Origin of the sequence: Microbacterium sp. NPDC078428 (genome assembly GCF_044542535.1) — a bacterium.
GTDB lineage: Bacteria > Actinomycetota > Actinomycetes > Actinomycetales > Microbacteriaceae > Microbacterium > Microbacterium limosum.
Genome location: NZ_JBITUP010000002.1, coordinates 133,984 through 144,709, shown reverse-complemented (window position 1 = coordinate 144,709; position 10,726 = coordinate 133,984). Strand labels below are relative to the sequence as shown.

General features: G+C 69.4%; 15 protein-coding genes. 14 read left to right on the top strand and 1 reads right to left on the bottom strand.

The window, feature by feature from the left end:
- The 7 genes from ACIGCK_RS04825 to ACIGCK_RS04795 are packed head-to-tail and all read left to right on the top strand — an operon-like array spanning nt 1 to nt 5,053.
- The gene (locus ACIGCK_RS04825) at nt 1-1,440 is read left to right on the top strand and encodes a DUF935 family protein (RefSeq protein ID WP_396664257.1); all 1,440 of its coding nucleotides are present in this window, start codon (nt 1-3) and stop codon (nt 1,438-1,440) included.
- The gene (locus ACIGCK_RS04820) at nt 1,437-2,648 is read left to right on the top strand and encodes a head maturation protease, ClpP-related (protein WP_396664256.1); all 1,212 of its coding nucleotides are present in this window, start codon (nt 1,437-1,439) and stop codon (nt 2,646-2,648) included. Before ACIGCK_RS04825 ends, ACIGCK_RS04820 begins: the two co-directional genes overlap by 4 nt.
- Before the next feature lies 1 nt (nt 2,649).
- Entirely contained in the window at nt 2,650-3,021 is a 372-nt protein-coding gene (locus ACIGCK_RS04815) for a capsid cement protein (RefSeq protein WP_396664254.1), read from the top strand.
- A 20-nt stretch (nt 3,022-3,041) separates the two neighbouring features.
- Nucleotides 3,042-3,971, top strand: coding sequence for a hypothetical protein (locus tag ACIGCK_RS04810; protein WP_396664252.1), 930 nt, complete (start codon nt 3,042-3,044; stop codon nt 3,969-3,971).
- Nucleotides 3,971-4,315: a hypothetical protein gene (locus ACIGCK_RS04805; RefSeq protein WP_396664250.1), complete on the top strand. Its 345-nt coding sequence runs from the start codon at nt 3,971-3,973 to the stop codon at nt 4,313-4,315. Before ACIGCK_RS04810 ends, ACIGCK_RS04805 begins: the two co-directional genes overlap by 1 nt.
- 19 nt (nt 4,316-4,334) lie before the next feature.
- Nucleotides 4,335-4,694: a hypothetical protein gene (locus tag ACIGCK_RS04800; RefSeq protein ID WP_396664249.1), complete on the top strand. Its 360-nt coding sequence runs from the start codon at nt 4,335-4,337 to the stop codon at nt 4,692-4,694.
- Nucleotides 4,691-5,053 carry a hypothetical protein gene (locus tag ACIGCK_RS04795; RefSeq protein ID WP_396664248.1) on the top strand — a complete coding sequence of 121 codons (363 nt, stop codon included), beginning with the start codon at nt 4,691-4,693 and terminating at the stop codon, nt 5,051-5,053. The genes ACIGCK_RS04800 and ACIGCK_RS04795 overlap by 4 nt, the downstream gene beginning before the upstream one ends.
- Here ACIGCK_RS04795 and ACIGCK_RS04790 read toward each other — a convergent pair.
- Nucleotides 5,050-5,490, bottom strand: coding sequence for a hypothetical protein (locus tag ACIGCK_RS04790; protein ID WP_396664246.1), 441 nt, complete (start codon nt 5,488-5,490; stop codon nt 5,050-5,052). The two genes, ACIGCK_RS04795 and ACIGCK_RS04790, sit on opposite strands and share 4 nt — an antisense overlap.
- Nucleotides 5,491-5,528: 38 nt before the next feature.
- Here ACIGCK_RS04790 and ACIGCK_RS04785 point away from each other — a divergent pair, with 38 nt between their 5' ends.
- From ACIGCK_RS04785 to ACIGCK_RS04755, 7 genes are all read left to right on the top strand, one after another.
- Entirely contained in the window at nt 5,529-5,813 is a 285-nt protein-coding gene (locus tag ACIGCK_RS04785) for an HK97 gp10 family phage protein (RefSeq protein WP_396664245.1), read from the top strand.
- A complete protein-coding gene (locus ACIGCK_RS04780) occupies nt 5,806-6,234 on the top strand; it encodes a hypothetical protein (protein WP_396664243.1) in 429 nt (142 codons plus the stop codon). Before ACIGCK_RS04785 ends, ACIGCK_RS04780 begins: the two co-directional genes overlap by 8 nt.
- A gap of 75 nt (nt 6,235-6,309) precedes the next feature.
- Entirely contained in the window at nt 6,310-6,882 is a 573-nt protein-coding gene (locus ACIGCK_RS04775; RefSeq protein ID WP_396664241.1) for a hypothetical protein, read from the top strand.
- Between the two features lie 83 nt (nt 6,883-6,965).
- A complete protein-coding gene (locus tag ACIGCK_RS04770) occupies nt 6,966-7,268 on the top strand; it encodes a hypothetical protein (protein WP_396664239.1) in 303 nt (100 codons plus the stop codon).
- A gap of 146 nt (nt 7,269-7,414) precedes the next feature.
- On the top strand, nt 7,415-7,627 hold the full coding sequence (locus ACIGCK_RS04765; protein WP_396664237.1) for a hypothetical protein: 213 nt from the start codon (nt 7,415-7,417) through the stop codon (nt 7,625-7,627).
- Nucleotides 7,628-7,643: 16 nt separating this feature from the next.
- Complete coding sequence (locus tag ACIGCK_RS04760; protein WP_396664235.1) at nt 7,644-9,893, top strand: hypothetical protein; 2,250 nt, start codon at nt 7,644-7,646, stop codon at nt 9,891-9,893.
- The gene (locus tag ACIGCK_RS04755) at nt 9,890-10,723 is read left to right on the top strand and encodes a hypothetical protein (protein WP_396664233.1); all 834 of its coding nucleotides are present in this window, start codon (nt 9,890-9,892) and stop codon (nt 10,721-10,723) included. Before ACIGCK_RS04760 ends, ACIGCK_RS04755 begins: the two co-directional genes overlap by 4 nt.
- Nucleotides 10,724-10,726 lie beyond the last annotated feature (3 nt).

Sequence of the window (10,726 nt, the reverse complement as noted above, 5' to 3'; positions counted from 1 at the left end):
TTGCCCGAGACCGGATATCAGGTGGGCAGCGGACTGATCGGCTGGGGTGGTCTCGTCGCTGAGACGCACGAGACGAACCCGGATCTCATGTGGCCGGCGTCGATCGACGTGTTCGACCGGATGCGCCGCGAGGACCCGCAGGTGAAGTCGGTGCTGCGCGCCGTGATGCTCCCGATCATGCGGACGGACTGGGTGCTGGACGGCACCGGCTGCCGCGACGAGGTCACGGAGCATGTCGCGGCGGACCTCGGCATCCCAATCAAGGGTCTGCCTGTCACGGCGCCGCTGCGGACGAAGGGGCGCTTCTCGTGGAAGGAGCACCTGCGGCTCGCGCTGCTCGAGCTGGTGTACGGGCATTCGTTCTTCGAGCAGGTGTACTCGATCGACATGGTCGGGCGCGCGCATATCGCGAAGCTCGCATGGCGGCCGCCGCGCACGATCTCCGACATCGAGGTCGCGGCGGATGGTGGCCTGGTCGCGGTGCAGCAGATGGGAATCCCTGGGCGCGGCTCGGTGCGTATCCCCGTCGATCGTCTCGTCGCGTACGTCAACGAGCGCGAGGGTGCGAACTGGGTGGGCGAGTCGCTGCTGCGCGCGGCCTACAAGATGTTCGTCCTGAAGGATCGGCTGTTGCGCATCCAGGCGCTGACCGCGGAGCGCAACGGTCTCGGACTGCCGGTGTACATCAGCGGGCAGCCGCCGGAGGGTGGCTCGTTCGAGGAGACCGTCGCCTGGCTCGATGAGCAGATCGAGAAGGGCCTCGGGATCGCGAAGGGCGCGCGCGCTGGCGATGCCGCGGGGGTGTCGCTGCCGTTCGGCGCGACGCTGAAGTTCGTCGGCGTCGAGGGGCGGCTGCCGGACACGGACGCGCCGATCCGGTACTACGACGAGCAGATCGCTCGCGCGGTGCTCGCGCACTTCCTGAACCTCGGCACCGAGACGGGATCGTGGGCGCTGGGGTCGACGTTCGCGAACTTCTTCACGGACTCGCTGAACGCGGTCGCGCAGCACATCGCGGACGTCGTCAACCAGCACGTGATCGAGGACCTCGTCGACCTGAACTGGGGCGAGACGGAACCGGCGCCACGGATCGTGCCGGCAGCGATCGGTGAGCAGCAGCCGGTGACCGCTGAGGCGATCCGGGCGCTGATCGATTCCGGTGCGGTCACGGTCGACGCGCCGCTCGAGGCGTGGCTGCGGGAGAAGTACGGCATGCCGGTGAAGGCCGACAGCGAGCCCGACGGGGTCGACGAGGCCGCGGCGCGCGCGCGTTCCGCCGCCGAGACCGCGCAGAAGGTGTACCTCGCGACGGACAAGGTGCCGCTCACGCAGGCCGAGGCCCGTGAGCTCATCCGACTCTCCGGAGCCGAACTGACCGGAGACGGTCCAGATATCCAGCGCGTCGCTGACGCGGCAGCACAGCCCGAGGAGGCCGCATGAATCCGTTCCGACCCGCGGGGCGCGCGGAAGCGCAGCGCACCCCGATCCGCGCGGAGGCACCCACCGCACGCACCGAGGGCACCGTCGCAACGCTCCGCCTGTACGACCCCATCGATAGCTGGGGCGGTTACTGGGGCGTGTCCGCGAAGGAGTTCGTTGGCGTGATCGACGAGCTTCCCGAGGAGACGACGGAGATCCGGCTGCTGATCAACTCGCCCGGCGGTGAGGTGCTCGAGGGTATCGCGATCATGAACGCGCTCCGGTCGCACAAGGCGCGCGTGGTCGCGGTCGTCGAGGGCGTCGCGGCGTCGTCGGCGTCGTTCATCGCCGCGTCCGCCGACGAGCTGATCATGATGCGCAACAGCGAGCTCTACATCCACAACGCGTGGGGCATCGTCATCGGTGACGCGGCGGACCTCCGCGCGGTCGCGGATGACCTCGAGCAGCACTTCGACCGGAACATCGCCTCGGTCTACGCGGCGAAGTCTGGCGACTCGGTCGAGCACTGGCTGGCCGAGATGGACAAGGACCGCTTCCTGACCGCCGAGCAGGCCGTCGCAGAGAAGCTCGCGGATCGCGTCGAGGGCGTCGGTGACGCTGCGGCCGCGAAGGCGCGATTCGACATGTCGGTGTTCGCGCGCAGCGACGGTCGTCGCGCCGCGGCGATCTCCGACCCCAAGCTCCCGAGCTCGTCCGAGCCGGGTGACCCCAACCGAAAGGAGAACGCTGTGGCTTACAGCGATCTGACGGCTGGCCTTCGCGAGCGGCTCGGCGTGACCGATGCCGAAGCTTCGGACGAGACGCTGCTCGCAGCGCTCGACCAGGCGCTCGAGGAGCAGGCCGACCCCACCACCCCGTCCGCATCGGCCGCTCTCCCCGAGGGCGCGATCGTCGTCGACAAGGCCGCTCACGAGCAGCTCGTCGCCGACGCCGCGGCCGGCCGCCGCGCGATGGACGCGATCGACGCTCAGCGTCGCGACGACATCGTCGCCGCGGCTCTCGCCGATGGCCGTATCGCGTCGAGTTCGCGCGACTCGTGGCGTGCGCAGCTCGACAAGGACGAGGACGGCATCACCGCAATCCTTGCCGGGATGCCGAAGAACACCGCCGTTCCGGTCGCGGAGGTCGGGCACTCCGACACCCTGACCAGCACGGAGGATGCGCTCTACGCCCAGGCGGGCTGGGGCAAGACCGAGAAGGGAGCCTGACATGGCTGGCACCACGCACCTGTTCGAGCCGGCCACGCCCGGCATCACCTTCACCGCCGATGCGGCGATCACGTCCGGCCAGGTGCTGTACGTGTCGGCCGCGCGCCAGGTCACCCCGACCGCCGGCGCGTCGGCTGCCGTGATCGGCGTCGCTGCGACCGACGCGGCCGACGGCGACAAGCTCAACGTCCTCGTCGGAGGTGTCGTCAAGGTCGTCGCCTCGGCGGCGATCTCCGCGGGCGGGCTCGTCGTGTCCGCCGCGGACGGGAAGGTCGCGCCGATCGCGGCCAACACCTTCGACAAGCTCGTGGGTCGCGCGCTGACCGCTGCGGCGGCCGACGGCGACGTCATCGAGATCCGACTCGGCGTCTGACGCCAGGAAGAGAGACCACCATGGGTTACACCTACCCCTCTCCGGCGGCAACGACCGACGGGGAGAACATCGACGTCCACCACCTCCTGCGTACTCCGACGGTGCTGTCGCGCCGTCTGCGGGATCTGCTGGACCGCCGCTACATCGCGGACGCGCTGCTGACCGGTCGCTTCACGGCCGCCGGTGGCGTCATCCTCTACGAGTCGGGCGAGACCTCCGAGTCGGACACCGATCCCGAGGCGATCCAGCCCGGCGCTGGCTACCCGATCACGGGTCTCACGGCCGGGGAGATCCAGGCGGCGAAGACCACGAAGTGGGGTCAGGACGCCATCGTCAGCGACGAGGCGATCTCGCGCCTGAACATGGACCCGGTCAACCGCGGCTTCACGAAGCTCGTGAACCGGTCCGTGAAGTTCGTCGACTCGGCCGCGCTCGGCGTGATCGCCTCGAAGGTCACGGCGACGTTCAGCGCCACGGGCTCGGGCCACGGTGGCGCGTGGACGGCGGGCGAGAACATCGTGCAGGGCGCGCTGATGGCGAAGCAGCAGGTCATCGACCTCGAGGAGGGGTTCGAGCCGGACACCATCGTGCTCACGGGCACGCAGTGGGCCAAGGCGATGGCGCTGTTCGTCAAGGCGGGCATCCTCCCCCGGGAGGGCGCGAACCCCGTCGTCGGCGGTGTCTGGCCGAACGTGCTCGGCCTGAACTGGCTGACGTCGCCGCACGTGCCGGCGACCGACCCGATCGTCCTGGACAGCGAGCAGCTCGGCGGCATGGCCGACGAGAACATCGGCGGCCCCGGGTACTCGCGGGTCAACGGCGTCGGCGTCGAGACGAAGGCCATCCGCGACGACGACAACGACCGGTGGAAGCTGCGCGCGCGCCGCGTGACCGTCCCGGTCGTGCGCGAGCCCTCCGCGGCCGTGAAGATCACGGACACGGGCATCTGATGGCTGCCGGCAAGCCTGCTGCCTACGAGGTGACCGGTGCTGCCGCGGTGGTGCGCAACGGGAAGAACGAGCGCTACGTCTACCGGGGCGACTCGTTCGGCGCGGACACCATCGACGCGACCAATGCCGCTCACCTCGTGGGCATCGGCCTGATCCGCGGCATCGAGGCCACCGAGGCCGAGGAACCGTACAAGGGCGTGAGCGTCGCCGACCTGAAGGCGGAGATCGCGAAGCGCAACGAGGGCCGCGCCGACGACGCGAAGATCGTCCCCGCCGAGCCGGGAAACCGGCCGGAGGTCGTCGCGGCGCTGGTCGCCGACGACGAGAAGCTGGCCGCGGCGTGACGGAGAGGGGGCGGTGGAGATGATCAGTCCATCCGATATCGGTACCGACGAGGATCTCGCGCGACGCATTCTGGTGCGCGCGCGATCCATCGCCCCCTGCATCTCGTCGTTTGAGACCGCGTCGGAGTCGTGGAGCGATGCCGTCGCGATCCTGAAGTCGGTGTACTCCGACTGTGTGACGCGCGGCTCCCGGTCGGTGAAGTCGCAGCGGGTCGGTTCCGCGTCGGTCGAGTACAGCGATCTGGTGTCGGCGTTCGACGGCGACCCGAGCGTGGCTCTGCGGTCGCTGTGCGCTGCGGCATCGCGGGGTGGGGCTCCGGCGGGTTCGTTCCCGTCTGAGCGCCCCCTGGCGCGCCTGTGGCCGGAGAGCTACCAGTGAACTTCCCGCACGGCGTGACGGTCTACCGGCTTCGCGGCGGGCTGGTCACGGACCCGTACTCGGGCGGGCAGATCCCGGCGGACTGGGCGAATCCTGTCGTGCTCGAGATCCCGGGCGCGTTCATCGCTCAGTCGTCGACGTCGACTCTCGGGGACTCGACGCGGACGCTTGCGCTCGAGTCGAAGTCGCTGTTCTGCCCGCCGGACACGGATGTGCAGATCGGCGACCGGATCCGGGAGGGCGGAGAGGGTGGCACGGTGTACACGATCGACGGGATCCCGTCGGCAGACGTGAACCCATGGACGGGCTGGCAGCCTGTGCGGGAGATTCCGCTGCAGCGCTACACCGGATCGGTCTAGCCGGTGACGCAGGCGACGGCTTCGCTGTGTCCGTCCATGCTCGCGGAGATGCCGTCGGGCTGGGCGTAGGCGCTGAACTCCTCGGCGACCTCGTCGACGGCGAGCAGCGCGGCGGTATCGGTCGCTTCGGCGGGGTCGACGCTGCTCAACCAGACGCCGGGGGTCGGGTCGACGCCGGGCCCGGTGAAGGTAGCCGCGACCATCCAGGTGCCGTCGTCGTACGGCGAGGGGATGGCGGCCGCGTCGACGACGGTGAACCCGTCCTGCTTGTCGTCGAGCCCCCATTGCAGGGCGGCGAGCATCCCGTTGCTGACCGCACCGCACTCGACATCCGGGGTCGGTTCGACGGGTATGCCGCTCTCCGGCTCTGTGGCTGCCGTGGAGCAGCTTGCGAGCGTCAGAGCGGTGACGAGTAGGAGCGGTGCGTATCGCCTCATGTGGGCGAGCGTAGCGCCGATCACGGAGGAGGCCGACTGTGGCGGTGAAGTTCAACAACGCCTTCTTCGACGACTTGTCCCGATCCGCGGGCGTCGCGGCCCTGGTTGACGAGGCGACGGAGCGGATCGCGCAGACCGCCCGGTCGACGGCGCCGACGGAGTCCGGCGACTACCGGGACGGGATCGTGACGGCTGGGAAGTATCAGCGGCGGTACGTCGGCCTGGTGATCGGCACCGACCCGAAGACGATGATCATCGAGTCCCGGACGGGGAACCTCGCGCGGGCGCTGCGGGCGAACGTGAAGCGGGGTCGCCGTGGCTGACCCGGCTGTGATCATCGACGACCTCGAGCTGTACCTGACCGGCTGGTATCGGGCGGCGCTGGCGGCCCGTCCCGAGCCGGTGTGCGCCGACGTCGCGGTCGTGCGCGTCGAGTCCCCGAATGACCCGCCGCCGGCCAAGCAGCTCGTCATCCGCGACGACGGCACCACCATGACGTCGTTCCTGACCGGGGAGGCGTCGATCGGGCTGACGGTCCTCGCCGGCACCCGGGCGAACCCGCATGACGCGAAGGAGCTCGCGCGGATCGTGCTGGCTCTCGCGTCGCAGATCCCGTCGCCGGACCCGGACAACCCCTTCACGGCGCTGCTGTCATCCAACGGGCCGTTCATGGTGCCCGAGGAGACGACCTTCGCGCGCGTGTACTCCGCGGTGACGTTCAGCGTCGCAGGCCGCGCCCTCTGACCTCACCCACACACCCGGGCGCCTGCCCGTCAATCATGCTGCCCCGTCCGGGGTGGCCTCACAGAAGGAGACATCATGGCAGCGGATAGCGCTGGCAACGACATCCTCGCTGTCGGAGTCCCTGTGACCGGCAGCATCGGGTTCGCCCCCTACGGGACGGTCATCCCGACGGCTGTGGAGGGCGCGGCGGAGAGCCTCACGCTCGATGCGGCGTTCGTGAAGATCGGTCTGCTGAAGACCGACGGTGGCCCGCAGTTCGCGTGGGCGGCCGACGGTGAGGCGATCGAGTTCTGGCAGGACGGGTACTCGCTGCCCTCCGGTCTCGCGAACGTCACCCTGTCGATCACGGCCGCCGAGGTCCTCGCCGATCAGGTGCGGGAGATCATCGCGGGCGTCGCGCCCGACGTCAACGGGTACGTCGAGATCGACGGCGGCGGTCACGCGACCCGCTGGGTCGTGTTCACCGAGGAGATCTTCGCGAACGGCGCGATCCGTCGGCGCGTCGCCCCTCACGTGACGCTGCAGTCCTCGACCGAGGACCGGAGCGAGCGCGGCGCGGTGAACGGCAACGCGCTCGTGTTCGAGATCACCCGTCACGAGGACGTCGGCGGGAAGCACTTCGGCGAGTGGGTCCTCCCCGCCGTGTAACAGCGGCGGGCGGCGGCGCTCGTGGGTGACGTCGCCGCCCGCTCTCACCCACACACCCACAGCACCCACGAAAGGACACCCACATGAAGAACGGCAGCTACGAGGTCGTCGACGACGTCTTCACCTACAAGACCAAGCGGGGCGCGACGATCACGATCGACTTCGACTTCCCCGTCGAGGTGATCGCGCCGGCGACGTCGGGAGAAGCGGAGACCGAAGAGGAGCAGTTCGAGGCGGTTGCTGAGTGGATCAGCGAAGAGTCGCGCACCGCCTACGAGACGATGGGCGCGCTCGAGCGGACCCGGTTCCTGAAGACGTTCTACAACGAGTGGGCGAAGGCGGCTGAGCTTCCCCTGGGGGAATCCCTGAGCTCCTCGCCTTCGTAGAGGAGCACCGCTCAGCGCTCACCTGGGACTTCCGCCGGTACCTCGGCGTCCGGCTGTCCCGCATCGGCCGGGACTTCACGTACGGCGAGGCGTACCTGTGGATCTCCGAGCTCTTCAAGGAGACCGGGTCGCACATCTACGCGGAGATGGTCGGTCAGGACCGTGCCGCGTCGCAGGCGGACGTCGCCGCGATCATCCACGCCGAGGCGTTCATGAACGTGCACCGCGACCCGAAGAAGCGGCGTGACCCGTTCACCCTGCCGGGCCCGTGGAGCACGAAGGACCCGAACGCGGACGTGACGCCGGAGCGTCGCGCGGAGCTGGAAGAGCAGCTCGGGCGGAGGTCCGCCTTCGCCTGACCCGGAAGGGGTGAGCATGTCGACACCTCAGGTCGGGCAGGGCGCCGTCGCGATCATCCCCACGTTCAAGGGGTTCCGTCGCGGTATCGAGACGGAGACCGACGGGTCGGCGAAGGCGGCCAGCTCGGGGTTCAAGCGGATCTTCGCCAGCACGGGCACCCAGTCGGGCCGCGAGACCGGGCGTGGCTTCAAGCGCGCGTTCGATTCGGAGGCGACCGGGTTCACCGCGAAGGCGACCCGCGAGCTCGAGCAGGCCGTCGCGAAGTCCGCCCGTGAGGTATCGGCGGCGCGGCTGAAGGAGCAGGACGCGGCCGGCAAGGTGCGGCTCGCGGAGGCGCAGCTCGCGGAGGCGCGCCAGCGGTACGCCTCGGACTCGTCGCAGGTGATCCGGGCGGAGGAGCGTCTCGCTACCGCGTCCCGTCAGGTGGAGACCGCGCATCAGCGCACCGAGGACGCGACGAAGGAACTCCGTACCGCTCAGTCCCGGCTCGCGGACTCCGCGAACGACTCGGGCAACCGGTTCGTGAATGCGTGGCGTCGGGCGTCGGATGGCGCGTCGGGCATCTTCCGGAGTGTGTTCGCCGGGTCGTTCTTCGGCACGAGCCTCGCGAACATCGCGACCGGCGTCGGCGCGCGCATCGGCCGCTCGTTCGTGGACGGATTCCGGCAGACGGTCGAGTTCGGGCTCGGCACGATCGACATCGCCTCCGACCTGAACGAGTCCGTCAACGCCGTGCAGGTGTCCTACGGCCCGATCGCTGACGCGATCCTCGGGCTCGGCGACACCTCGGCGCAGACCTTCGGGCTCAGCCGCCGCGACCTGAACGCCTATTCGGTGCAGTTCTCCGCGTTCGCGAAGAGCATCGCCGGCGAGGGAGGGGACGTCGCGGGCACGTTCGAGTCGATCCTGGGGCGCGCGACGGACTTCGCGTCGGTCATGAACCTCGAGGTGTCGGAAGCGCTCGGCCTGTTCCAGTCTGGTCTGGCCGGTGAGACCGAGCCGCTGCGCCGCTACGGCATCGACCTGTCGGCGGCATCGGTCCAGGCGTACGCGTACGCCACCGGTATCGCCGAATCGGGCAAGGAGCTCACCGAGGCGCAGAAGCAGCAGGCCCGGTACTCCTACCTGCTTGAGCAGACCTCGGGGGTGCAGGGCGACTTCGCGAACACGTCGGATGAGCTCGCGAACAAGAACCGCATCAACGCGGCCACGTGGGACGACCTGCAGGCCAAGATCGGGCAGGGGTTTCTCCCGATCGCTGGCGCTCTGGCGACGGTCCTGGCTGACGATGTGTTCCCGGAGATCTCGAAGCTGGTCGACGAGTACGGGCCGGAGATGGCGACTGCCTTCCAGTCGGCTGTGCCGTCGCTGCGGGAGCTCGCACGGGAGGTCCTGCCCCAGATCCCGGGGCTGATCGAGTCGGTCGCGGATTCGCTGCCGCTGATCGTCGAGGGCATCACGACCGTAGTACCTCCGCTGATCGACTTCATCGGGAAGCTCGTGAACGGTGCGCAGCAGATCAGCGACTTCTTCACCACCTCGAACGAGCGTCTTTCGAACGGGGCGGCCCAGTGGGGTGAGTTCTTCGGCGCGTTCGGGGGCTGGTGGGACGGCACGATCGCGAAGTTCACGAACGGCGGCGAGCAGATCGGCGGGTTCTTCTCCGCGGTCGGCGGGATGCTCGCGAACGGAGCGAACCAGTTCGGGTCGTTCTTCTCCGGTATCGGGTCGGCGCTGGCGAACGGGGCGCAGCAGATCGGGTCCTTCGCGGGCACGGTCGGCACGAAGATCACCGAGGCCGTCGGGTTCGTCGCGTCCCTGCCGGGCCGGGCCCTCGAGGCGCTCTCCGGCATCGGGCAGCTTCTGCTGAGCTCGGGGCGTGCGCTGATCCAGGGCTTCATAGACGGCATCGGGCAGATGTTCCGGCCGGTCGCTGACGCGGTTGGCGGGATCCTCGAATTCGTCGGCGGGTTCTTCCCGAACTCGCCCGCGAAGCGCGGCCCGCTCTCCGGCTCCGGGTGGACGCGGATCGGGCGGAGCGGTGTCGCTCTCATGGATCAGTTCGAGGCAGGGATGCGCGCCGCGAGGATCGCGGTGCCATTCGACTCCCTGGATCCCGCGCAGACCGGCGGCCGGATAAGCGCTGGGCTGACGGGCGGAGGCGGGGCGACCGTGAATCAGTACATCACGACGCAGCAGACCGACCCTCGGGTGCAGGCCCGACAGTGGGCGCGTGAGGCGCAGAGGGAGTTCGCCGCATCATGATCACCACCACCATCGACCTCGGCGGTCTGGCATTCGAGGACGAGACTCGGGCGGGGTGGGCGTTCTCCGCGCTTACCGACTGGTGGGGTCAGGTCGACGACAAGACCCCGGTCACGGAGCGGCCGCAGGGGCACGGTGCCTTCCCGGTGTCGCGGTCCCTGCGGTCGTCTCGTGCCATGGCGTTCCGCGCCGTGTACGTCGGCGCTTCGCAGGCTGCGCTCGAGAACGCCGTCGATGAGCTGTCAGCGATCGGCGCCGAGGGGCCGGTCCGGATGACGGTCACGACGCCAGCGGGCGCTACGTGGCGCACAGTGTCGGTGGAGGCGACACCCTTCGAGGATCACCGTGGACGGAAGAACGGGGCGGTGGCCGTCGATCTCGTCGCTCGAGACTCGCGTCGATACGCGGATGCCGAGTGGGTGTCTACTGCCCCTCCGGATTCGGGCGGCGGGCTCGTGTGGCCGGTCGTTTGGCCGGCGGTGTGGCCGGGAGGCGGTTCGCCCGGCCGCGTCGCGCTCGTGAACTCTGGCCGTGCCCCTTCGGCTCCGATGTTCCGCCTTCTGGGCGGGTTCTCGTCGGCGCTGATCACGTGCGTCGAGACGGGGGAGCGGATCGGGTTCGACCGTCCCATTCCTGTCGGCTCGACGGTGGACATCGACGTCGCTGGGCGGCGCGCGATGATCGACGGCCAGTCGGACGTGTCCCGGTGGCTGCGGTGGCGTGAGTGGGGTGATGTTCCGCCGCTCTCGACGCGACGCTTCCAGTTCGACGTGGCGGGGCCGTCTGGCTCCCCGATGCTTCAGGGACGCGTGTTCCCGGCTTGGTGGTGACGG